The following is a 22,424-nucleotide window of genomic DNA, read 5'->3' as shown; positions in this document are numbered from 1 at the left end:
CTGCTGCTATGTCCACCCCCACCTCCCCACCTGTGGCCACCCCGGGGCCGTCAATCGCCGCTGCTCCGAAGGAAGGATCCGACTTGAAGACCCGCGCTCCCGAAGTTCCTACCCAAGGACGCCCACCCCGTATGCCGAAGAAGGCCATCGCCGCCGTTGAGTGCGCGTCGTTGTCGCTCGTCGCGGCGCTGGCGGCGGGCTGTCCAGGGGCTCAAATCCGGCCCGAGTCCTTCACCTGCCCGGATGGGGCGGAAGAGGCCATGGAGAAGCAGCTCCACTGGAGTTACAGCGATCGCTTCATCGTTCAACTCGACGACAGCCAGAAGCTACATGGAGAAGTTTGGCACACCGCCGGCGCGGAGGTGGTGGGGGTGGTCCCGAAAGGCATCAACGACGACCGTCAAGAGGCGGTCGCCCCACCTGGGACACGCTTCTACGGCAAGGCGTACTACCTCTCCGACAAGATGGGCCGTGCGGAGGGGCCCGCGCTCGTCGTCCGGTATGACCGGGTGAAGCTCCCCGGGCAGGCCGATTATCCGATCTGCTTCGTGGTTGAGACCGAAGCCGGGGAGTTCAAGGACGGCAAGGTGGTGGCACGCAACACGGGTGACGGTCGTGTTGTGCACCGCTGGCCCTGAGTGAGGCCGGAGTGCCATCCAGGGATCCCACCACGCGGGCAGCCCGCCCATGATGGCGGATACCCGGCTCCCGATGAACTGATGAACTGATGAACTTCACGCCCGGGAGAAGACGATGAGCGGCGGCGCTGCATGGCGGGGCAACATCAAGGCACGCCTATACGAGCGCGTCCGTGAGCGCGGCTACGACTCGCTGACCGCCTTTGCCGAAGCACGCCCTACCGCATCACTGGTCGCGTTGGCCGGGGAACTTGGGGCGGACGACGTCGCTGGGGTCCAGGTGTTCAGCGGGTTGGTGGCGGAGGCGGAGCGCAGCAAGCAGCTCACACGACTGCTGCGCGGACACTTCGTGCGCGAACTGTACGCGTGTCTTCCCAACGGCTGGCCGTCCGTGCTGGATGACGACGCTCGGTTGGAGGTTGCCATCGCGCTCGGCAATTGGTTTGCCCACACCCCAGAAACCCACAAGGAGCGCGTTGACCGGGCCGGCGATGCGCTCCTCGCCCATCCGCCACCGCCCGGCTGGCAACCACTCGGTCCCGATGACGAGTTGCTCCGCACGCTCCTTCCTGACGAGGAAGCCTGACCCGCGAGGAAACCTCGCGGGCCATAGGGCGCCACCCGGAACTCAGCCCTGCTCAGCACCGCGCTCCTGCAACGGAAGCCTCGACTCACAATCGTCGACACGGGCTGCTAACGATGACCGCGAAAAATCACCTTCTCCTTGCTGTCCACACACCCACGCTCACGGGTGACGATGGCGGCGCGCTGCTGTTCCTCACTCCGGAACGGACGCCGCGGCCAGAGGTGTTCGCCTCGGTAGACCTGGGGGTAGTCCATGCGCGCTGAGGTCCTGGTGCTGGCCGTGGTGCTGCTGGCCACGGGATGTGCCTCCGCGCCGCATGCGCGGAGCTTGAGCTACACGCCGGGTGGGACGTCCGTGCTCTCCGGTCCGGAGCAACGGCTGCTGCGTCGCCAGGGCTCACGTGACGATGAGACCACGCCAGGCGCTGCTGGAGGCAGGGAGCGGAGCGATGCACTGACGCGTGATGCAGTCCTCGCGAGCATTGCCGAAGTGAAACGCTCATTGGGCGGCGTTGAAGCCGCGCGCTCCAAGCTGGCGGGCCGTCCTCCGCCCCTCGTGGGATGGAGCCTCAACGGCGTCTTCACCCGCTACCTCGACCATGGCTCCAATCAGGTGAAGTGGATGCAGGGGGCGCTCGGGAGCGCCACCGCGCTGACACGCGTGGCTTCGGACGTGGGGGATGCGAACATGGAGCAGGGCCTGCTGCGCATGACGGGACCGAAGCTCCAGGCGGCCCTGTTCGGGACCCTGTTGATGGCCACCTGGGTGGACTTCCTCCACCTCACGGACGCGGTGCTCCGGAACTGTCCGACGTGCAGCGTCGAGAAGCTCTTCGTCGACCTGCATCGCGTGCAGGAGTTGATGGAGCCCGCGCTGGCGGACCTCGCCTCCCAGGACCCCGAGCGGGTAGAGGCGGCGGCGGTCGCGATGCCCGAGTTGATGGGGAGGCTGACCCGTGAATTCGACTCAATCCAACGGGAGACTCGCGCGAGCATGAAGCTTGGTGGGCAGGTCCTCGCGGCCGTGCGGGCGGTCGAGATGGTCGCCATGATTTCCACGCTGAAGGTGTCGCTGCCACGGCTGCCTCCCTCGGCGCCCGCATCGCTGGGGGCGGGCTTCGTGATGAGCTCAGGAGGAGTCATGACGGGCTCGCGGCTGGTGGTCTCCGCGGAGTGGGTGGAGATGATGCGAAGGCTGGTGCGGGCAGGCGTCATCTCCGTTCCCGCCGTCAGCTCCGCCGTCCTCATCCACGGCGGACAGGTGCTGATGGCGCAGGCGCCCAACGACCTGCCCAAGGGCGTACGTGACGCGCTGGGGGACAGCCCCGAGGTGCGCGGCATGCGCGAAACCGGCAGAGCGGGGGCGGGCATATCCGATGCACCGAAGCACCACGTCCTGCCTCAAGAGCACCGTGAATGGTTCGAACGACGCGGCTTCAAGGGCGACATGGACATCGACCAGTTCTGCGTCCGGATGGAGCGCGCCCATCACGAGGCGATTCATGGTGGGGGAAACTGGAAGCTGGGGCGCATGTGGCCCGGTGAGTGGAACCGGATGATCATGGATGCGCTACTCCAGGCTGAGACGAGAGCCGGCCGGATGTTGACGCGGGATGGGATCTTGAAAGAGGTCGCGAGGCATATGCGGGACTATCGAGTCCCCATGAACTTCACTCCTGGGAGAGGACGATGAGTGGTGGAGAGGCTTGGCGGGGCGACATCAAGGCCCGCCTGTACGAGCGGGTTCGTGAGCGGGGCTTCGGCTCACTCATTGCCTTTGCTGAAGCACGCCCTGCTGTTCCGCTGTACGTCCTGGCCGACGAGTTGGGCAACGACGTTGCTGCCGTGCAGATTCTAAGCGGCTTGATGTACGAGGCGGAGCAGCGCAAGCAGGTCACGCGCTTGGTTCGTGACGTCCTCGTGCGCGAGTTGGCCGAGAGGTTCCCGAATGGCTGGCCGGACGTGCTGGACGATGCAACCCGTGGAGAGGTTGCGATGGGGCTCGGGTCGTGGTTCGCCTACACCCCAGTAACCCACAGGGTGCGGGTTGACCGGGCAGGGGATGCACTTCTCGCCAATCCGCCGCCCGCTGGCTGGCAACCGCTCGGTCCCGACGACGAGTTACTCCGCACGCTCCTACCTGACGACGAAGCCTGACCCGCGAAGTGACTTCGCGGGCCAGGGGGCGCCACCCAGAGCTCAGCCCTGCTTCAACGCCGCGCCAATCGCATTCCCGAACGGCGCCGTGGGCCGGCCAATCAACCGGCTCAGCGTGCGGCCCGTGTCGTTCAGCTCCCCGCGCGACAAGCCCGCGTCCGCGTCCGCCAGCGTGTCAGCGAAGGGCTTGGGCACGCCCACCCCCTGGAGCGCCGCGGAGAACTCCGCCACCGGCAGGTCCACGTACTTCACCGGCTTGCCCGACTGGCGCGACAGCTCCGCCACGTACTCCGGCAGGCTGAAGCTCGCGTCACCCGCCAGCTCGTACACCTGGTTCTCGTGGCCCGTGCCCGTCAGCACCGCCACCGCCGCGTCCGCGTACTCCTCACGCGTCGCCGTGGCCACCCGGCCCTCCTTCGCGCTGCCCTGCACCACGCCGTACTGGAGCGCCGGCCCCACGTGCTCCGTGTAGTTCTCCACGTACCAGCCGTTGCGCAGGAACACGTACGGGATGCCTGACGCGCGGATGGCCTCCTCCGTCGCCTTGTGCTCCCCCGCCAGCGACAGGCCGCTCTTGTCCGCGAACAGGATGCTCGTGTAGGCCAGCAGCTTCACGCCCGCCTTCTTCGCCGCCTCAATCACCGCCGAGTGCTGCGGGAAGCGCTTCCCCACCTCGTTCGCGGAGATGAGCAGCACCGTGTCCCCCTTCCCGAACGCCCCGTTCAGCGTCTCCGGGCGGTCATAGTCCACCTTGCGCACCTGCACGCCGCGCGCGTCCCAGGCCTTCGCCTTGTCCGGATTGCGCACCGCCACCGCCACCTGGTCCGCCGGCACCTTCTTCAGCAACCCCTCGACCACGAACTGGCCCAGCTTCCCCGAGGCTCCCGTGACAACGAACATGGCTCCGCCCTTTCCTTGCTCGCGCTCCAGGCGCGAAATCGAACTGGGCTTACCGTAACGGGGGCACTCACTTTTCGTAAGTACGCACCTCATGGTAAGTGTCACACCATGAAGGCAAGCAAGGGCAGTCCATTGCTGGAGAAGGTGAAGCAGCGCGGGGACCTGTACGCGGCGGCGTGTCCTTCGCGCGGCGTCCTGGAGCACGTCACCAGCCAGTGGGGCGTGCTGGTGCTCGTCGCGCTCAAGGAGGATGGCACCCACCGCTTCAGTGAGCTGCGCCGCAAGGTGGGCGGGGTGAGCGAGAAGATGCTCGCCCAGACGCTCCAGGCCCTGGAGCAGGACGGCTTCGTGCACCGGGAGGCCCACCCCGTGATTCCTCCCCACGTGGACTACAGCCTCACGCCCCTGGGGGAAGAGGTGGCCGTCCACGTGGAGGCGCTGACCTCCTGGATTGAAGACAACGTGCACCGGGTGATGACCGCCCGAACCAAGGCGCTGCCCCGCAAGAAGGCCTCCTGAGAGGCCCCGGGCGGCCCCGAGCCTGCTTGCCCGGATGCTCTCCAGCGGGACGAACGGGAGCGAAGGGGACAGGCCCGCGTTAAGACTGCTCCCGTGCCCGCTGACACCCCGCTCAAGGTCCGCATTCTCGATGCCATCCGCGATGTCCCGGCCGCCCAATGGGATGCCCTGGTCGCCGACGGCGCGCCCCCCTTCGTGCGCCACGCGTGGCTGTCCGCCATGGAGGAGAGCGGCAGCGCCACCGAGGACACCGGCTGGGCCCCGCACCACCTGACGCTGTGGCGGGGCAAGAAGCTGGTCGCCGCCGCGCCCGCCTACCTCAAGTTCCACAGCATGGGCGAGTACATCTACGACTTCGGCTGGGCCAACGCCGCCGCCCAGCTGGGCGTGGAGTACTACCCGAAGCTGCTCGTGGGCGGCCCCCTGTCCCCCGCCACCGTGCCGCGCTTCCTCACCGCCCCCGGAGAAGACGCCGCGCTCTTGCGCCGCGCGCTCCTCCAGGCCGCCGTGGAGACCGCCCAGGCGCAGGACTGCTCCGGCGTCCACGTGCTCTATCCCACGGATGAAGAGGCGGACTTCCTGGAGGAGGCGGGGCTCGCGCGCCGCATCACGCTCCAGTTCCATTGGAAGAACCCGGGATACCAGCGCTACGACGACTACCTGGCCCGCTTCGACTCCAAGCGCCGCAACCAGCTCAAGCGCGAGCGCGCCGCCGCGGCCACCCAGGGCATCCAGCTGCGCACCGTGCGCGGCGCGGACCTGACACCGGAGCACGCCCAGCGCGCGTACACCTTCTACACGTCCACCTGCGAGCGCCACGCCTGGGGCCAGGTGCAGCTCACCCCGGGCTTCTTCGAGCGCGTCTTCCGTGACCTGCCCGACACCGTGGAGATGGTGGAGGCGGTGAAGGACGGGCAGGTCATCGCCGGGGCCTTCAACCTGGCCACGCCGGAGCGGCTCTACGGCCGCTATTGGGGCTGCACGGAAGAGCACCCCTTCCTGCACTTCAACGTCTGCCTGTATCAGTCCGTGGACGACTGCATCCGTTCGGGCCGCAAGGTGTTCGAACCCGGCGCGGGCGGCGAACACAAGGTGACTCGCGGCTTCGAGCCCACCGCCGTACACAGCGCCCACCTGATTTTCGACAAGCGCCTGGACAAGGCCGTGCGGAGCTTCCTGCGCATGGAGCACATGCGGCTGGCACCCGCCGTGGAGGAGGCGGAGCGCATCTGCGGCCTCAAGCCGTGGGCCGGCTCCGGCGTCGGCGGGGCCCCCGGGTCCACCGGTACCTGAAAAACCTGAACGTCTGTCCGCCAGCCCACCGGCCAGTGGGCATCCGCGCTCGGTTCAAGTTGTGAAATCGGGGTGAACCTCTAGAGTCCGCCCCCATGAAAGTCCCGGAGACAGAGGAAGACTTCATCCAGTGGTACGAAGACTGCTGGGCGGACCGCGACGAGGTGGAGTACCCGAAGCTGTTCGGCGCCATCCGAGAGGAGGTGGACCTCCTGGAGGGCACCGGCGTGCTGGAGGGGTGGCTGGAGAGCGAGCTGGCCCAGGGCACGGAGATGGATCCGAACTGGCTGCCCATGGGCGTGCGCGTGGCGCCTCCCAGTCCAGAGCACCCGTACTGGACCTACGTCACGAGCGGCCTGTCCAACCCCTTCACGGTGGCCCCCGGCGAGGACCTGGCGGACGACGCCCGCAGCGGCCTGGGCTACGAGATGGTCATCCACACGCCCGAGGAGGAGCGCTGGCCGGTGCTGCGCCTCCTGGACATGATGGCCTACAACCTCGTGTGCGCGCGGCTGTTCGCCATGGGCCACCGCTACCCGGTGGACGGCACTCTCACCGGCAGTGAGACGAAGCTCGCCGGCTTCGTGTTCGTGAAGGACGCCAACCGCCCCAGCCACTTCACCCTGCCCAGCGGCCAGGTGGAGCTGCTCACGCTGGTGGGCGTGACGAAGAACGAGATGGCCTTCGCGCGCTCCAACGGCATGGACAGCCTGCTGAAGCGGCTGGCCGACCCCGCGAACCCGAGCACCGCGTTCATCACGCGCCCGGAGCGCGACGAGGCGAAGCTGTAGCTCCCCCACCCTCGCCGCCGCCGCGCTGACCGGCGCGCGGCGGCGAGGACTCCACCAGCGAGTGCAGGAGGCCCGGCTCGAAGGGCTTCTCGATGCGCGGCAGCGGCACGGCCTGGAGGAAGGCGCGGGCGCGCTCCGTGAAGCTGCCGCCCGTCATGAACACGAAGCGCGACAGGAGCTCCGGCCGGCGCCGCGACAGCTCCGCGTGCACGTCCATGCCGGTGAGGTCCGCCATCATCAGGTCGCAGAAGACGCGGTCGAAGGCGTCGTCCTGCTCCAGCAGCGCCAGCGCCTCCCGGCCGCTGTGCGCCACCACCACGTCATGCTGCCGGCCGAGGATGCGCCGGAGCACCGAGGTGAGCTGAGGCTCGTCGTCCACCACCAGCACGCGCTTGCGCGAGGGCCCGTCGTCCGCGCGCACCGCGGGGACGCCCGGGTGGACGATGGGCTCCGAGACGGGCAGCCGCACCTGGAAGGTGCTGCCCATGCCGGGGATGCTGGTGGCCGTCAGCTCACCGTGCATGCTGCGCACGAGCCCCAGGCAGATGGACAGCCCCAGGCCGCTGCCCTCCCCCACGGGCCGCGTGGTGAAGAACGGCTCGAAGGCGCGATGGAGGACCTCCGGCGTCATGCCCAGGCCGGTGTCGGACACCTCCGCCAGCACCCACGCGCCCTCGCGGCGGGTGGTGAGCGTCACGCGGTGCCTTTCGAAGGCGCCGGCGGGGATGGCGTGCGCGGCGTTGATGAGCAGGTGGAGGAACACCTGCCCCAGGCGCGCCTCGTGCGCCAGCGCGGGCGGCACCTGGCCGAAGTGGCGCTCCACCTGGGCGCGGCTGCGCAGGTGGGTCATGGCCATGGAGATGCCGAACTCCAGCGACGCGTGCACGTCCACCGGCCCCAGGCGCAGCTCGTCCGCGCGGGCGAAGGTCTGCAGGTCGCGCACGATGACGCGGATCCGCTCCGCGCCCTCCTTCGCCTCGCGCAGCGCCTCCAGCGCCTCGCCCAACACGTCCTGGAGCCCCGGACGGCGGGCGAGCGGCGTGAGCTGCTCCACCGCGAACTGGAGGTTGCCGGCGACGTAGGACAGGGGGTTGTTGATTTCGTGGCCCACGCCCGCGGCCAGCTGGCCCGCCATGGCCAGCTTCTCCGACTGCACCAGCCGCTCGCGCGCGGCCATCAGCTCGTGCGTGCGGCGCTGGGCCAGGGCCTCCGCCTCCAGGCGGCCGGAGTGCTCGCGGGCGAGCAGCGCGTCGCGCTCCGCCTGCACGCGCTTCTTGTCGGTGATGTCGCGCGCGTAGGTGGAGATGTTGCGGCCGCTGGACCAGGCGTGCACCTCGTGCCAGCGGTCCCTGCCGGTGCGCAGCTCGAAGAGGCGGTAGCTCTCCTCGGCGGCCACCTCCCGCATCGTGCGCTCGAACGGGGTGCCGCACAGCTCCGGGCACGACTCCCACAGCACGCGGCGGAAGAGCTCTTCCTGGGAGCGGCCGGTGAGCGCGGCCGCGTTGCGGTTCACGTAGGTGAGGCGCCAGTCCGTGTCCACGGTGAAGAAGGCGTCCGGCATGCTCTCCAGCACGTCGCGCACCCAGTCCAGCGTCTCGCGCAGCCCCTCCTCCACCCGCTGGGCGCTGGTGATGTCACGAAGGCGCAACAGCACCCCGTCCCGCAGCGGCACCGCCGTGCCCTGCAGCAGCACCTCCCCTTCGGTGAAGTGGTCCGCGTGCGGCCGGCCGGACTCCACCACCTGACGCAAGAGGTCCATGCGCCCGGCGATGCCGCCCTTCGAGGACACCTCGCCCAGGCGCCGGCCACGCAGGTACTCCGGCCCCCGGCCCAGCGCGCGCGCCGCGGCGGGGTTCGCCCAGAGCCACTCGAAGTCCTGGATGACTCCGCCCGGCGAGCGCACGGCGCGCAGCACCATGCACGCCTCCGGGTGTTCGCGCTCGGCCTCCTCCAACGCGGCCAGGAGCGCATCCGGGAGCGGGAGGGCCACGGTCGTATCGGTCGCGGACATCCGCCTCCTCGCGGCCCAGGCAGTGCCCAACCCCCGGGAAGCCCGCATGTCGCCACGAATCGCACTGCGGCTCAAGCCAGCCCCAGTCTTCGTATCTTTCTTAACCTTCTCGAATTACAGACACGTGAGAGTAAAAACCGGAAGGAATGGAAAGACTCCCCTCTGGACCGGAACGTCGGCCAGACTCATGCCTGCCCATGCGCCCTACCCTCATCACGCACGTCTCGTTCGAAGCCCTGCACCTGTCCCTGACGGAGCCGTTCGCCATCGCCACCGGCGCGCAGCTGGCGGCGGAGAATGTTCTTGTGCGCGTGACGCTCGCGGACGGCACCGTGGGGTTGGGCGAGGCGGCGCCCTTCACGGCGGTGAGCGGGGAGACGCAAGCCAGCACGCTCGCTTCGTTGGAGCCGGTGCGCGAGCTGCTCGTGGGCCGCGACGCCCAGGAGTGGCGGCCGGCGTCGGAGGCGCTGGGGGATGCGCTGACGCTGGCGCCGGCCGCGCGGTGTGGCGTGGAGATCGCGCTCCTGGACGCGCTCACGCGGCACCACCGCATCCCGATGTACGCCTTCTTCGGCGGGGCGGGGACGTCGCTGGACATCGACATGACGGTCACCGCCGGAGACGTGGCGCACGCGGTGGCGTCGACGCGGGCCATCCTGGGGCGCGGCATCGACACGGTGAAGGTGAAGGTCGGCGCGTTGGACCCGGACACGGACGCGGCGCGGCTCGTGGCCATCCACCAGGAGGCCCCGAAGGCGCGGCTCATCGCGGACGCGAACGGGGGCTACGACGTGGCGGAGGCGCTGGCGTTCCTCAAGGAGCTGGAGCGCGCGGAGGTGCCGCTGTCGCTGTTCGAGCAGCCGGTGGCCGACGTCGCGGGGCTCGCGGAGGTGACGCACCGCTCGAAGGTGTCGATATGCGCGGACGAGTCGGCGCGCTCGGTGAAGGACGTGCTGCGGCTCATCCGTGAGAACGCGTGCCACGGCATCAACATCAAGACGATGAAGTGCGGGATGGTGGATGCGGTGACGATGTGGAGCCTCGCCCGCGCGGCGGGGTTGGAGCTGATGGTGGGCGGCATGGTGGAGAGCGTGCTCGCGATGACCGCGTCCGCGCACCTGGCGGCGGGGCTGGGCGGCTTCAGCTACGCGGACCTGGACACGCCGCTGTTCATCGCGAACCACCCGTTCCAGGGTGGCGGTCAGTACTCGGGCTCACGGCTGACGTTGGACCCGAACGCGCTGGGGCACGGCGTCACGCTGCGCTGAGGCCTCAGCCCTTCACCGGGGAGGAGGCCACGTCCAGCGCCTTCTCCTTCCGCGCCATGCGTGCCCCTCCCGGAAAGGACTTCACGATTCTTCACAGGGCCGTGGCCCAGAGGGAAGGAAAGGCGTTCTGGCGCCGCGCGGCGTGGCGAACGCGGCGGGCGCGGTTAGGGATGAGGGGCTCATGTTGGATGCGCCCTCGTCATCGCCCAGGCTCGCGCTCGTGTCGGAGGACCCCCTGGCCCGGGGTGCGCTCGCACGGGCGCTGAGCGACCAGGCGGAGACCTGGACGATGGTGGCGGCGGGCACGCAGGTGGAGCTGGAGGCGACACGGGGCGAACCGCCTGACGTGGTGCTCTGGGACACGGGCCTGCGGCTGGAGGAAGGCGCGGCGCCGGACCTGGGCGCGCCCGTGCTGGCGCTGGTGGCGGACGAGGCGGCGGGGGAGCTGGCGCTGGGCGCGGGCGCGCGAGGCCTGCTGTTCCGCGACGTGGCCCCGGGGATGCTGGGCGCCGCGCTGCACGCGGTCGCGCGAGGCCTCACGGTGTTCGAGCCGGGCCTGTCTCACGTACGCGCCGCGCCCAGGAACACGGCGCCGTCGGGAGCTCCGGGGCCGGACACCCTGACGCCGCGCGAGCGCGAGGTACTGGGCCTGCTGGCGGAGGGCCTGTCGAACAAGGCCATCGCGGACCGGCTGGACATCAGCGAGCACACCGCCAAGTTCCACGTGAACGCGGTGCTGGCCAAGCTGGGCGTGCAGCGCCGCACGGAGGCGGTGGTGCGCGCGGCGCGGATGGGACTGGTGACGCTCTAACCACTCAGGGCGCGACGAGGGCGCTCAGGTGCTTCCACTCGTTGTCCAGCGAGGCCTTCAGCCAGTCGCGATGGAGTGATGGAAGGGGCCACCCATCAATATGAATCTGATTGGACGCGGCAACCATCGCCCGGCCCCTGGCGAGCTCCGCGGTCACAGCGGTCCGCTTCACATCGAAGTCTGGCAGCAACCCGGCGCCCTGCTCCATCTGGCGCAGGCCCATCAGCCGTTCCACCAGCGTGTTTCCTTCAGCGATGCGTTCGCCCAGGGTCCACAGGACGCGTCCCAGCCGAATCCGGTCCTTCTCTGTCAGCTCCGTCGTGGCTCCCACCCGCTTGAACAGGACCATGGGGCCCACCAAAGCCAATTCGCCCACCGCGGCCATGAAGGCTCCATCAACAGGAGCTTTGATTCCCGCCACCTTCATCCGCCGCTCCGCATCCGAGTACAGCCGAGCAAAGGAGGTGGTCCGGTACCGGGGCAGGGCAGCGATTCGCTCCAGTGACTGAAGCTCTTCCGCCGTGAGCGGCGCCTCCTGCGACGTGTTCTCCAGCAGCATGAGCAATGGCAACTGCGATTCATGGGACGCGGCGGCGAGCGGCGTCAGCCGTTCCCGCAGTGAGGCTTGGATCTGCCGCCGCGCCGTTTCATCCATGACTTCGCTATGGAAGGTCTCGAGGGTCGCACGCAGCAGGTCGGGATCCGCCACCTCGGACAGGTGACGCGCCATCCACCGCTGCTGCTCCTTCGATGGCCCCACCATCAACGCGGCGAGAAACCGTGTGTCCGGAGCCTGCGTGCCATTCCACACCGCACGGATGGCCTCCGGTCCCCAACCGGGCGTTTCCTCCGGCAGGAGTGGCTCCACCCGGAAGTCCGGACGCCCCGCCTCGATCCAGGCGGCGATGAAGGCTTCACGCCACTCACCGGTGGGGTTCGCCCGGCGCAGCCGAACGAGTGCTTCGAGAACCCGGCCTTCCGCCTGCTCGGGAGCCGCCTCGCGCAGCGAGGCCACGGTCTGGGCCGCCGCGTCCAGGGCTCCCTGCTCCAGCAGCATACAGGCCTGGACCATCAACGCCCCTGGCTCCTTCGGCGCGACCATCAATACCGAAGCGAGCTCCAGCCGAGCCTCGGACAACGCCCCGGTCCGCGCCTGGCTCGCGGATTCGCGGATCCGGTCCGCGACGGTCCTCTGGGGAGCTTCATCCATGGAGGGAGCAGGCGTTGCCCCGGTCAGGAGCACGCCCAGGGCCAGCAGGGACAGGGACCGCCTCGGAGCAAGCATCCGCGCAGTCTACGCCTTCTTCCTTCCGCCGACCTCAGGTGCCGACGCGCAGCTCGCGCAGGTGTTCGACCACCCAGAGGTATACCGGTCCGACGTCCTTGAACTGGTTGTTGGAGATGGCCATCACCAGCGCTTCCGCCTCATCAATCGTGGCGTCCACCTCCAGGCCCATGCAGGCCAGGGCCTCGCACATGGCGAGCCAGGAGATGCGCTTGTTCCCGTCCACGAAGACCTGCTTCGTCGCGATGTAGAAGAGCAGGTAGACGGCGAACATCAGCCCCGGGACCGCTTCCTGCGGGGCGCCGTACTCCTCCGCGGTCCAGGCCGCGCCCAGGGTCGCGCCAGGGCCCAGGGCATCGCGGACGCCCACCCTGCCGCCATGCGCGGCGATGCCCTTGGCCTGCAACTCCTGGAGCCGGGCCAGGCCGCAGAACCGGTCATACGGCTGCGCGTCGCTCATTGGGCCAGCCTCCTCAGCAGCTCACTCCACTTTCGCAGGGCGTGCGCGTCACGCTCCTCGGCGCTTGGAACCGGCACGTTGGCGCCCTTCTGGCGGATCCAGATGAGCCGGGGTTCAGGCCCCATGACGACCAGCGCGGAGATCTCTCGCAGGTGAGAGGCCTGCGCCACCTGCTCCGCCGTGGCGGTCACCGTGAGGGCCCCGCCCTCCGGCCGCACGATCTGGATGGCCGGCGTGTTCGACACGCCGGAATCGAGTTCCCCAATGATGCCGTGAATCACTTCCAGGTGAGGCAGCACTCTGGGTCCCTCCAACTGGGATGCACGCTGGAACATGCCCCAGCCTATGACTTCTTCCTGACCCCGGATCGAGACGCCCGCTTTCTCGGGGCAGGCGACGCTTCCGCACGAGCAAGGTCCATCTGGTTGCTGCCCGCGGACCACTGCCGACCTTCGCGCGACTCCCACTCACGCACCGCTCGGGCCACGAGCGGTGCCTTGTCCTCCAGATAGTCCAGCGTCACCCGCCGCCGCTCGTACTCCTCGAGCCACTGCCTCCGATACCGGACCACCCGTTCATCGTGGTCCAGCCCCAGGAGGCGCAACGTCTTGGCCGCCCGCTCTCGCAGTTGCGGCGGGCAGCGTTCCGTGACCTGGAGTTGAAGCGACGGAAGGAGGAGCACGAACCAACCATCCTCGATTTCGAAGGGATCCATCAGGCGCTCGGAGACAAGCGCCTGCTTGCGGCTGTTGAGCCATCCGGCGGAGTACCGGAAATTGGTCCATTCGTAGGCGAGCCGTCGATCTTCATCGATGGAGATGAAGTGATCGACGGTCCCTGGCGCGCCCAGATACATCGCGGTGTAGGCACACCGCTCGAAGAAGGCTGCCGCGAGTTGCGCATTGCAGCGTCGCCAATACGCGGGCGGACGGCTGAGAGCTGTTGGATTGCCGCGAAGCCAGCGCCGCCCAGGTGCTCGCACCCTTGAGTCGAAGTCCTCAGGCTCGCTTCCTGGAACGCACCGGATCACGGCCGCCTCCCCCATCGCGAGCGACGACCCACCGGGGCCAGAACGGATCCTGCTCCGGGAGCAGGCGTCGCAGTTCGGAGTCGATTTCCTTCAGAGTGCCCAAACCCTCGCGCTCGCCTCGCATGTAGGCCTCGGCGGCTTCCACCGCGCGTTCAGCCTCCCAGGCACGCGCCTGGGCCAGCCCCATGACAGGCGACGTCAGCCAGTCGTTTGCATCTCCCTGCTTCGCCCAGGGGAGATGCCGCAGGCGCACCTGCTCCTTTTCGAGCTGGAAGAGGAAGAGAGCATCCTGCTCCTCGTCGAAGAACGGCTCCAGGGAGGCCAGCACCAACGGGGAGTGGGTCGTCAGGAACGTCTGGACGGACGTCTCGCTCGCGAGGCCGTCGATGACCTGGATGAGCGATCCGACGATCCGGCGCTGCCACAGCGGATGGAGGTGCGTCTCCACCTCATCCACCAGCAGGATGAACCGGGGATCCGGCGCCTGCCCGAGGAACTCCGAGGCCTGGAGGTGTTCATGCCACGCCCAGACGACGAGGTAGGCCAGGCCCAGGATGCGGCGCATTCCCGCGGAGGCATGCACCACCGGAATGGTGCCGTACGGCATGTCGAGGGTCGGGTAGTTCTGGACGTCCTCGATGGCCAACCGCATGGGCCGCCCGGGGCGGATGGGCTCGTCGCGAGGGGACAGCTGTTCCAGCGCCCGCTTCAACATCTGGAACGGTGACTGCGCGGAACCATCGTCCTGCAACTGCCAGGTCAACCAGTCCCGGACGAGCCCGTTACAGACCGTCGTCCCCTCGTACTTCAGGCCATCCCAGAGGTCCTGGGGCGAGAAGTGGAAGGCATCCGGCCTGCGAGGCGCATCCGGATCCGCGCGCGACGTCTTGTGCCAGTAGTTCCGCGCAGGGTCCCAGACGGAGAAGCTTCCGTCGACGCGCGCATAGACAGTCAGACCCGGCATGCTCGGGCGCCCTTCGGGCCAGGGCCACAGCTGCCGTTCCGGGTCGAAGTCGCTCGTCTTGTTCGAGGCCCGCCGCGTCTTGCCCGTCAGGGCCCAGTCAATCCGACGCCGCTTCGCGCCACGATGCGGCCACGCAGGCAAACCGGGCCACGTCCCGGTCAGGCTCCACCACGCCACGTCGAGCAGGAAGCTCTTGCCCAACCCGTTGTCGCCCGTCAGGACGTTCAGCCGGGGTGCGAACTCGACGTCCAGGCGAGGCGCGGGGCCGACCCCCTGAAGGTGAAGCTCTCGGAGCATGCACCGACACTTAGCGCATCCCGTCCATGCCGCCCACTTCCGGAAGCCTGGAGGGAGGGGGAACACCCATCCAGCGCACACCCGCCCCACACTCCGGCTGCTACACTCCGCACCCTCCATGGCCAACCAGGATTGGGTCTCGCGCCTGCTCACCGGGCGTGCGTCGGCGGACAAGGGCCTCAGCGTCCATCTCTCCGAGCGCGACGGCGGCAGCCTCCACGACAAGATGCGGCAGGCGTATTGGTGGATCACCAACAACGCCGTCATCTGCCCCTACTACGACATCGAGTTCGGCGGCACCGCCGCCCTCAAGAACACCGCCGGGGACGAGGTCCACCTCCCGGAGGACATGAGCTACAGCTCGTTCGTCCTCATCCCGCTGCTCACCCTCTTCACCTGCCGCCGGGCCCTGCTCGTGGGCGGGCCGGGCCGCGGAAAAACAACCTCCGCCATCCTCATGGCCCTGCTCTCCGGCATGGGCCGCGAGGACGTCCACCGGGGCATCCAGCGCGGCCACCCGCAGCTGTCCATCGCGGACCTGCTCGGCGCGCCCCTGCCTTCCGACATGCTCAAGGCGGAGGACCTGTCCGCCGTGAAGGTCAGCTGGCGCAAGTGGATTGGCCAGCGCGTGAAGATCATCGACGAGTACAACCGCATCCCCACGAAGACCCAGTCCGCCCTGCTGTCGCTGCTGGGCGAGGGCTACGCGGAGATGATGGACCAGTACGTCTACACCGGCCGCTCGTCCTGGTTCCTCACCGCCAACGACGACCAGGGCGGCGGCACGTTCCAGGTCATCGAAGCGCTCAAGGACCGCCTGGACGTCGTCGTGCGCGCCGTGCCCTTCAACTCCGGCTTCGTGGACACGCTGCTCCAGCGCATCGAGTCCGACAAGTCCCCGGAGGAGATGCTCCCCAAGGACATCGTCTTCACGCCCGGCGAGCTGGAGAATGCCTTCAACTCCATCCTCGCCGTGGAGGTCCCCAAGGGCGTGCTGGAGCGCGTGGCCTTCTTCCTGGGCCAGCTGGACTTCTGCCGCATGGCGTCCCCGCGCTTCGAGTTCAAGCACAAGGACACGCTGAAGCTCGCCGGACAGACCGTGTCCGCCGTGTGCAACGAACAGTGCCCCTTGGACAAGAAGGTGCACCTCTGCACGCAGACGGAGAACGGCACCAGCGTGCGCGCGTACCAGACCATCCTCCACTTCGCGAAGGCGCTCGCGTTCTTCCGAGGCCACCGCGTGACGGAGCTGGAGGACTTCCGGCAGATCATCCCCTGGGTGCTGCACGAGAAGCTCACCCCCAACGCGCGCAGCCCCTTCTTCGAGGCGAAGGGCAACAAGCTGCTGCTCCAGGACCGCGTGGCGTGGATCCGCAACATGTTCGACATGGCCATGGCCCGCTACGGCACGCACGTGCCCGTGCGCCAGAAGGTCGTCGCCCTGCGCGCGGAGCTGGACCTGGGCCTGTCCGGCGTGGACCTGCGCACCACGGAGAAGCGCCTGTCCGCCGTCACAGTGCTGATGAACGACCTGATGACCCGCCAGGAGTTGTCCGGTCCGGTGTACGAGGACCTCATCCACTTGAAATCCCTCTACAGCCGCTACCGCAACTACGCGACGTGGCTGAAGGAGAACCCGGGCGGTCAGGGGAAACAGCCATGAGCGAGTTCGTCGACAACCTGGAGAAGGAAGCCCGCGGCCGGTTCGTGCGCTGGGACCCAGCGCTGTGGAGCGCGTTCCTCAACGGCCCGGTGGTCCGCCTGGGCCGGGCGCTCAAGGACGGTGATGCCGCGTCTGGAGAGGAGCTCCTGCGCGATTACATGCGCCTGGGCGCGGAGGGCATCGGGCTGGGCTACATGTATCCGGGGTCCGCCGGGCGGGAGAACTTCTTCACGCTCGCGTGGCGGGAGCTGCTGCCTCGCCTGTTGCCGGACCTGCGCCAGGAGGAGCAGGCCCCCGCGCTCGCGCGCGTGTGGAACCTCAGCGAGAACCTGGAGTCCGCGCCGCCCTGGGTGCAGCGGCTGTTCTGCCGCCTGGGCTCGAACCTGTCCTCGCTGGAGGACCTGGAGGGCCACCTGCACACCATCGCCAACGAGGCGATGGAGCCGCCGACCCAGGCGCTGGGCGACACGTCCACCGCGCAGTGGGTGGACCTGTCCCAGGAGGACTCGCGCTTCATGCCCGGGGAGATGCACTTCCTGGCGCCCGCCGTCGTCTGCGTGCACGACCGTCACCGCGCCACCGCCGCCGGCGGACGCGACGCCGCCACGCAAGGCGTGTGGCTGGTGAAGAAGCCCATGCTGCTGGGGCCCATGGGCTGCAACGAGCGGCTGGAGCCCGCGACGGGTAAGCCCTCCAAGGCGCTCACCTCGCTGGCGCAGCGCGACCCTCGCGCGGGGGATTGGTACAGCACCCAGCACAACGAATGGCGCGCGGTGGCCACGATGCACACGTCCCAGTGGCTGGCGGTCATCCTGCCGGCATGAGCGCGGGCGCGGCCTTCACCCCGGAGGAGGTGGAGCGGTGCTGGCGCGACGCGCTGGCGCTGTGGGACGTGCACGTGCAGTTGAGCCCGCCCGAACCGCACCAGCCCTTCCACCCCGGCGAGGCCACGCCGAACGAACCGCTCGCGTACATCGACCTGGTGCGCCGTCAGGTGTTCGTCCACTTCGACCTGCTGGTCCGCATGGGCGCGCGCGACAGCCTCACCGCCGTGCTGGCCCATGAAATCGGCCACCACGTGCGCTTCCCGCACACGCTGGGGTGGGACGCGGAGCTGCGCGTGCTGGAGCAGCGCCTCATCCCGGGCCTGGGCCAGTCGCTCACCAACCTGTTCTTCGACCTCCAGGTGAACGAGTTCGTGGGGCGCACCCACGCGGAAGCGCTGTGCCAGGTGTACCGGGGCTTCCTGCGCACGCCCGACGGGCGCAAGAAGAACAAGAAGAAGAAGGAGAAGGACGGCGACACGGGCGGACCGTCCCCGCTGTTCTGCTTCTACCTGGCCATCTACGAGGAGCTGTGGCGCAGGGAGCCCGGACACCTGGTGCCCGAGGCCCTGCTGCCGAAGCTGGAGGAGGCCTACCCGGGCTTCCGCGCGCAGGCGCGCATGTTCGTGCAGACGTTCTACGCGCTGCCCGACCCGCGCCTGCAATTCCTCTACTTCTGCGCCGCGTTCATCCGCTTCATCGACCTGCCCTCGGAGGTCGGCTTCTGCATTCCGCTGGCCGGCGACCTCGGCACTCCGGACGAAGGCGACCTGGACGCGGCGGTGCAGTCCGGAGGCCGGTGGGAGGACGCGCTGAACGCGGCCCGCGCGAACGGCTGGCTGGACGACTCTCACGACACGAAGGAGTCGGATCCGCTGGAGACCATCCGCCGCGCGACCGCGCACCTGCCCGGCAATGACGGCGGCAGGCTGCGGCGCGCGCTGGTGGCCCGGTACTACCGGCGGCTCGTGGACCAGTACATCCTCAAGCTGCCCGCTTCGCCCTCGAAGCCGGAGCCCTACCTGCGCACGATTCCAGAGGCGTGGGAGTACGGCGACGACCCGACCACCATCGACTGGACGCTCACGGTGATTTCGCAGGGGCACCTGGCCGCCGTAGCCCCTCTGCGCCGCGAGTTGGAGGCGGACCTGCCGCCGCAGTCGGACCTGGGCGTGCCCGCGCTGGAAATCTACCTGGACACCAGCGGCTCCATGCCCAACCCGCAGCAGGACCTCAACGCGATGACGCTGGCCGCACAGGTGCTGTCGGCCTCCGCGCTGCGCAAGGGCGCCACGGTGCGCGGCATCATCTACTCGGCGGACAACCCCATCGTGTCCCCGTGGATGTACGACGAGGAGACGGCGCGCGACTTCTTCTTCCACTACATCGGTGGAGGGACGTGGTTCCCCGTGGAGGTGATGGACGAGCTGTCCGTGGAGCGGCCGGATGCGCTGCGCGTCGTCATCTCCGACAGCGACTTCCTGTACAACATGCGGCAGGAAAACGCGCTGCCGCGGTTTGCCCGCGCGATGAACCGGTCGCGCCGGGTGGTGGCCTTCCTCGCGCTGCCAGACGACGCCCCCGCGCGGCAGGTGATGGCGCCGGTGATGGGGAGCCCACGCTTCCGGCTGGCGACCGTGCAATGGATGTCTGACTTTGGCCGTGCCGCAGCGGCACTGGCCGATGCCCTGTTGGAGAAATGATGGCGGTCTCGATTCCCCTCATCCGTGAGCAACTGGCGGCCACGCCCATCGTGTCGCCGTATCCGCATGACCTGGCGGTGGCCATCGTCTGCGACACCTTCCGCATGGCGAGCCAGCGTCCTCCGTCGCAGGCCGAGTGGGCGAAGCTGGAGCAGCGCGTGAAGAACCCGCTGTTCCAGGAGCAGGTGGGCATGCTCGCGCACGTGCTGGTGTCGTCCGACCTGCGCAAGAAGACGGTGCTCTACCTCACCGCGGACCGCACCCCGCAGGCGCGCCTCCAGCAGTTCTTCGAGGAGGTGCATCCCCTCACCGCGGAGATGATCCGCTCCAACGCCTTCCGCCAGGAGGAGTTCCTGCGCAAGTGGCTGGCGGCCCTGGGCGCGGACATCGAAGGCGAGACGGAGGCAGAGTCGAAGCGCCACCTCAAGGAACTGGACTACCGGCAGGCCGTGACGGACCTGCGCAAGGTGGAGGAGGCGCGCAAGAAGGAGGCGGACCGGCGCCAGGAGATGCTCCAGGAGGCCCAGCGCAAGGAAGCCGAGGCCCGGGGCTGGCGCGAGTGACGCTCGGGGTCGCGCCCAGGGCTCGCATCCGCCGCGACAGCCACACGCAGCGCCCGCACCTGCCGTGGGCGCTGGACGTGGCGGCGGGCCTGGCGCGCGGCACGGCCACGGTGGACGAAGCCGCCGCCCGCGCGGAGCTGGAAGCGCGCCTGCCTGCTTTGCGTGACGCGCTCCTGGGCTCGCCCTACTACGTGCGCGTGCTGCGCGAGTCGGGCCTGCACCCCGGCGACCTGCGGCGTCTGGAGGACCTGCGGCACTTCCCCGCGCTGGACCGTGCCACGCTCGCGCGCCACTGGGAGGACGTGCCCACGCTGCCCGCCGCGTCCGACGAGTGCGTGGTGGTGAAGAGCTCCGGCACCACCGGGGACCCGGTGAACGTGCTGCGCGACCGGCGCGACTGCCTGCTCATGTGGGCCGTGCTGCGCTTCTTCACCGAGCGCACCAACACCGTGCCCCCGCCGCGTCCGCGCGTGGTGCTGCTGGATGCGCTGCCGGGCGGGCTGGAGTACTCGGTGCGCCTGCCGCTGTTCCACGACGGCGCCCTGCACCGCGTCTCCGTGCTGCGCGATGACGCGGTGGCGCGCCTGCGACGGGTGAAGGCCTCCGTCGTCTTCTCCGACCCGGAGGGGTTGCGCTGGCTGCTGGCCCATCCGGAGGTGCCGTCTCCCCAGCTGGTGCTCACCTCCGCGCAGCACCTGCCGCACGCGCTGCGCGACGCGTGGAAGCAGGAGCGCGGCGTGCCGGTCCTCAACTACTACGCCGCCACGGAGACGGGGCCGCTCGCGTGGGAGTGCCTGGAGGACGCGAACCGGGGACGCTTCCACGTGCTCACGCCGGACGTCTGGCTGGAGCCGGACGGGGACGAGGTGGTGGTGACGCGGCTGCGCCCCAGCGTGCTGCCGCTGTTGCGCTACCGGCCTGGGGACACCGGCACCGTGCGGCGCGACGCCTGCGCCTGCGGCTTCCACGGCTGGACGCTGACGGGCTTTGGCGGACGCGGAGCCTGCGCATTCCACACGCCCTCCGGCCGCGCGGTGGACGCCTGGTCGCTGGCGTGGGTGTTCAAGCACCACCCGCTGCGCGCGTTCCGGCTGACGCAGGTGACCCGGGAGCACTTCACGCTGGAGCTTTCAGGCGCGCCCGCGGACAGCGTGGCGGCGTTGTGCGAGCGACTCACCGCGGCGCTACGCAACCTGGGCTGGACGATGCCGGTGGTGGAGGCGCTGGGTGCGGAAGGGCTGGCACCGGCCGCCAAGCCGCTCCCCTTCCGTTGCGAGCTGACGCTTCCGGGGTGAGCCAGCCCTTCGCCCGGTCGTTTGCCCTGGATTCCCGCGCCTCGCGTGAAGATTCTCCCAGGGAGGGTGCACCCGCACGGAGGACACATGGAGACTCGGAAGCTGGGCAGGCAGGGCCTCACCGTTTCGGCGCTGGGCCTGGGCTGCATGGGCATGTCGGAGTTCTACGCGGGCCGCGACGACGCGGAGTCGGAAGCCACGCTGCTCCATGCGCTGGACCGGGGCATCACCTTCTTCGACACGGCGGACGCCTACGGACCCGGCCGCAACGAGGAGCTGGTGGGCCGCGTGCTCGGCCCCCACCGCCAGAAAATCATCCTGGCCACGAAGTTCGGCCTGGTGCGTGACCCCGCGAATCCCCAGTCGCGCGGCGTCAACGGCCGGCCGGACTACGTGAAGCAGGCGTGCGACGCGAGCCTGAAGCGCCTGGGAATGGATGTCATCGACCTCTACTACCTGCACCGCGTGGACCCGAAGACGCCCATCGAGGACACCGTGGGCGCGATGGCGGAGCTGGTGAAGGCCGGCAAGGTGCGCTTCCTGGGGCTGTCGGAGGTGAACTCGGAGACGCTGCGCCGCGCGTGCGCCGTGCATCCCATCACCGCGCTCCAGTCGGAGTATTCGCTGTGGAGCAGGGACCCGGAGGACGGTGTCCTCCAGACGTGTCACGAGCTGGGCGTGGGCTTCGTCCCCTACAGCCCGCTGGGTCGCGGCTTCCTCACCGGCCAGTTCAAGCGCTTCGAGGACCTGCCGGAAGACGACTACCGCCGCCACTCGCCGCGATTCCAGGGGGAGAACTTCCAGCGCAACCTCAAGCTGGTGGAGCACATCGACCGGCTCGCGAGCCAGAAGCAGTGCACGCCCGCGCAGCTGGCGCTCGCCTGGGTGCTGTCGCGCGGCGAGGACGTGGTCCCCATCCCCGGCACCAAGCGCCGCAAGTACCTGGACGACAACCTGGGCGCCCTGGACGTGAAGCTCACGCAGGAGGACCTGGCGGCCATCGAGTCCATCGCTCCGCCGGGCGTGGCCGCGGGCGAGCGCTACCCCACCGCCATGCAGGGGTTCCTCCAGACCGACGCACGGAAGGAGGCACGCTGACGGTGGGCCCCAGGCCCGTCCGCCCCGCGCATCCATGACCGCGCCCGCTCCGTCCGCCCCGCCGCATCCGCCGGTGCCTCCCTCCTCTCCGTCTCCGCGCGCGCCGGAGTCGTTCCAGAAGGAAAAGGGCTCCGCGCTGCTGAGCTACGGGCTGGCGATAACGGGCGTCGTGGTGGCGTTCCTCGCCCAGCGGCTGCTGTGGCCCTACATGTCCAGCGCTCCGTTCCTGGCCTTCTTCGCCGCCGTCGCGTTCGCGGGCTGGCGGGGAG

The 22,424-nt window shown here is 69.2% G+C and carries 21 protein-coding genes and 2 pseudogenes; 16 read left to right on the top strand and 7 right to left on the bottom strand.

Annotated features, from left to right (window positions below; genetic code table 11):
• From D7Y15_RS33490 to D7Y15_RS33475, 4 genes and pseudogenes are all read left to right on the top strand, one after another.
• Nucleotides 1-638 (top strand): annotated as a pseudogene (locus D7Y15_RS33490) (serine/threonine protein kinase); the annotation flags it as partial.
• 115 nt (nucleotides 639-753) lie between these two features.
• A complete protein-coding gene (locus D7Y15_RS33485; RefSeq protein WP_120579170.1) occupies nucleotides 754-1,224 on the top strand; it encodes an NUDIX hydrolase in 471 nt (156 codons plus the stop codon).
• Nucleotides 1,225-1,476: 252 nt separating this feature from the next.
• Nucleotides 1,477-2,916 carry a DUF2380 domain-containing protein gene (locus D7Y15_RS33480; protein WP_120579169.1) on the top strand — a complete coding sequence of 480 codons (1,440 nt, stop codon included), beginning with the start codon at nucleotides 1,477-1,479 and terminating at the stop codon, nucleotides 2,914-2,916.
• Complete coding sequence (locus D7Y15_RS33475; protein WP_120579168.1) at nucleotides 2,913-3,380, top strand: NUDIX hydrolase; 468 nt, start codon at nucleotides 2,913-2,915, stop codon at nucleotides 3,378-3,380. The genes D7Y15_RS33480 and D7Y15_RS33475 overlap by 4 nt, the downstream gene beginning before the upstream one ends.
• Before the next feature lie 42 nt (nucleotides 3,381-3,422).
• Here the strand turns inward: D7Y15_RS33475 and D7Y15_RS33470 are convergent, their stop codons facing one another.
• Nucleotides 3,423-4,280 (bottom strand): SDR family oxidoreductase, encoded by an 858-nt coding sequence (locus D7Y15_RS33470; RefSeq protein WP_120579167.1) that lies wholly within the window; start codon nucleotides 4,278-4,280, stop codon nucleotides 3,423-3,425.
• A gap of 108 nt (nucleotides 4,281-4,388) precedes the next feature.
• On the opposite strand from D7Y15_RS33470, the gene D7Y15_RS33465 reads away from it, so the two are divergent.
• The 3 genes from D7Y15_RS33465 (at nucleotide 4,389) to D7Y15_RS33455 (ending at nucleotide 6,883) form a co-directional block, all read left to right on the top strand.
• Nucleotides 4,389-4,799, top strand: a complete 411-nt coding sequence (locus D7Y15_RS33465; RefSeq protein ID WP_121755132.1) for a helix-turn-helix domain-containing protein — start codon at nucleotides 4,389-4,391, stop codon at nucleotides 4,797-4,799.
• A 93-nt stretch (nucleotides 4,800-4,892) separates the two neighbouring features.
• Complete coding sequence (locus D7Y15_RS33460; RefSeq protein ID WP_120579165.1) at nucleotides 4,893-6,092, top strand: GNAT family N-acetyltransferase; 1,200 nt, start codon at nucleotides 4,893-4,895, stop codon at nucleotides 6,090-6,092.
• 95 nt (nucleotides 6,093-6,187) lie between these two features.
• Nucleotides 6,188-6,883: a suppressor of fused domain protein gene (locus tag D7Y15_RS33455; protein ID WP_120579164.1), complete on the top strand. Its 696-nt coding sequence runs from the start codon at nucleotides 6,188-6,190 to the stop codon at nucleotides 6,881-6,883.
• Here the strand turns inward: D7Y15_RS33455 and D7Y15_RS33450 are convergent.
• Nucleotides 6,849-8,894 (bottom strand): PAS domain-containing protein, encoded by a 2,046-nt coding sequence (locus D7Y15_RS33450; protein WP_233597253.1) that lies wholly within the window; start codon nucleotides 8,892-8,894, stop codon nucleotides 6,849-6,851. The two genes, D7Y15_RS33455 and D7Y15_RS33450, sit on opposite strands and share 35 nt — an antisense overlap.
• Nucleotides 8,895-9,091: 197 nt before the next feature.
• Between D7Y15_RS33450 and D7Y15_RS33445 the strand changes: the two genes are divergently transcribed.
• Both D7Y15_RS33445 and D7Y15_RS33440 read left to right on the top strand, forming a co-directional pair.
• On the top strand, nucleotides 9,092-10,162 hold the full coding sequence (locus tag D7Y15_RS33445; RefSeq protein ID WP_120579163.1) for a dipeptide epimerase: 1,071 nt from the start codon (nucleotides 9,092-9,094) through the stop codon (nucleotides 10,160-10,162).
• 181 nt (nucleotides 10,163-10,343) lie between these two features.
• A complete protein-coding gene (locus tag D7Y15_RS33440; protein ID WP_121755131.1) occupies nucleotides 10,344-10,973 on the top strand; it encodes a response regulator transcription factor in 630 nt (209 codons plus the stop codon).
• A gap of 4 nt (nucleotides 10,974-10,977) precedes the next feature.
• On the opposite strand, the gene D7Y15_RS33435 is transcribed toward D7Y15_RS33440, so the two are convergent.
• From D7Y15_RS33435 to D7Y15_RS33415, 5 genes are read right to left on the bottom strand one after another with little or no spacing between them, the layout of a single operon-like run.
• Nucleotides 10,978-12,258 carry a hypothetical protein gene (locus D7Y15_RS33435; RefSeq protein WP_121755130.1) on the bottom strand — a complete coding sequence of 427 codons (1,281 nt, stop codon included), beginning with the start codon at nucleotides 12,256-12,258 and terminating at the stop codon, nucleotides 10,978-10,980.
• Between the two features lie 34 nt (nucleotides 12,259-12,292).
• Nucleotides 12,293-12,718 carry a type II toxin-antitoxin system death-on-curing family toxin gene (locus D7Y15_RS33430; protein ID WP_120579160.1) on the bottom strand — a complete coding sequence of 142 codons (426 nt, stop codon included), beginning with the start codon at nucleotides 12,716-12,718 and terminating at the stop codon, nucleotides 12,293-12,295.
• The gene (locus D7Y15_RS33425; protein ID WP_126935498.1) at nucleotides 12,715-13,017 is read right to left on the bottom strand and encodes a hypothetical protein; all 303 of its coding nucleotides are present in this window, start codon (nucleotides 13,015-13,017) and stop codon (nucleotides 12,715-12,717) included. Before D7Y15_RS33425 ends, D7Y15_RS33430 begins: the two co-directional genes overlap by 4 nt.
• 44 nt (nucleotides 13,018-13,061) lie before the next feature.
• Nucleotides 13,062-13,700: a hypothetical protein gene (locus D7Y15_RS33420; RefSeq protein WP_199746010.1), complete on the bottom strand. Its 639-nt coding sequence runs from the start codon at nucleotides 13,698-13,700 to the stop codon at nucleotides 13,062-13,064.
• A gap of 16 nt (nucleotides 13,701-13,716) precedes the next feature.
• Nucleotides 13,717-15,009: an AAA family ATPase gene (locus D7Y15_RS33415; protein ID WP_120579158.1), complete on the bottom strand. Its 1,293-nt coding sequence runs from the start codon at nucleotides 15,007-15,009 to the stop codon at nucleotides 13,717-13,719.
• A gap of 118 nt (nucleotides 15,010-15,127) precedes the next feature.
• Here D7Y15_RS33415 and D7Y15_RS33410 point away from each other — a divergent pair, with 118 nt between their 5' ends.
• From D7Y15_RS33410 to D7Y15_RS33380, 7 genes and pseudogenes are all read left to right on the top strand, one after another.
• Nucleotides 15,128-16,672, top strand: coding sequence for an AAA family ATPase (locus D7Y15_RS33410; RefSeq protein ID WP_121755129.1), 1,545 nt, complete (start codon nucleotides 15,128-15,130; stop codon nucleotides 16,670-16,672).
• A complete protein-coding gene (locus tag D7Y15_RS33405; protein WP_121755128.1) occupies nucleotides 16,669-17,496 on the top strand; it encodes a hypothetical protein in 828 nt (275 codons plus the stop codon). The genes D7Y15_RS33410 and D7Y15_RS33405 overlap by 4 nt, the downstream gene beginning before the upstream one ends.
• Nucleotides 17,493-19,199: a M48 family metalloprotease gene (locus tag D7Y15_RS33400; RefSeq protein WP_121755127.1), complete on the top strand. Its 1,707-nt coding sequence runs from the start codon at nucleotides 17,493-17,495 to the stop codon at nucleotides 19,197-19,199. Before D7Y15_RS33405 ends, D7Y15_RS33400 begins: the two co-directional genes overlap by 4 nt.
• Nucleotides 19,196-19,762: a hypothetical protein gene (locus tag D7Y15_RS33395; protein ID WP_233597252.1), complete on the top strand. Its 567-nt coding sequence runs from the start codon at nucleotides 19,196-19,198 to the stop codon at nucleotides 19,760-19,762. Before D7Y15_RS33400 ends, D7Y15_RS33395 begins: the two co-directional genes overlap by 4 nt.
• Entirely contained in the window at nucleotides 19,759-21,057 is a 1,299-nt protein-coding gene (locus tag D7Y15_RS33390) for an AMP-binding protein (protein ID WP_121755126.1), read from the top strand. Before D7Y15_RS33395 ends, D7Y15_RS33390 begins: the two co-directional genes overlap by 4 nt.
• Nucleotides 21,058-21,144: 87 nt before the next feature.
• The gene (locus D7Y15_RS33385) at nucleotides 21,145-22,155 is read left to right on the top strand and encodes an aldo/keto reductase (protein WP_120579152.1); all 1,011 of its coding nucleotides are present in this window, start codon (nucleotides 21,145-21,147) and stop codon (nucleotides 22,153-22,155) included.
• A gap of 34 nt (nucleotides 22,156-22,189) precedes the next feature.
• A pseudogene (locus D7Y15_RS33380) lies at nucleotides 22,190-22,424 on the top strand (histidine kinase); the annotation flags it as partial.

Source organism: Corallococcus sp. AB030 (assembly GCF_003668965.1).
Classification (GTDB): domain Bacteria; phylum Myxococcota; class Myxococcia; order Myxococcales; family Myxococcaceae; genus Corallococcus; species Corallococcus exiguus.
Note: the sequence above shows the minus strand (reverse complement) of the source record. Positions and strands in the feature narration are given on the sequence as shown.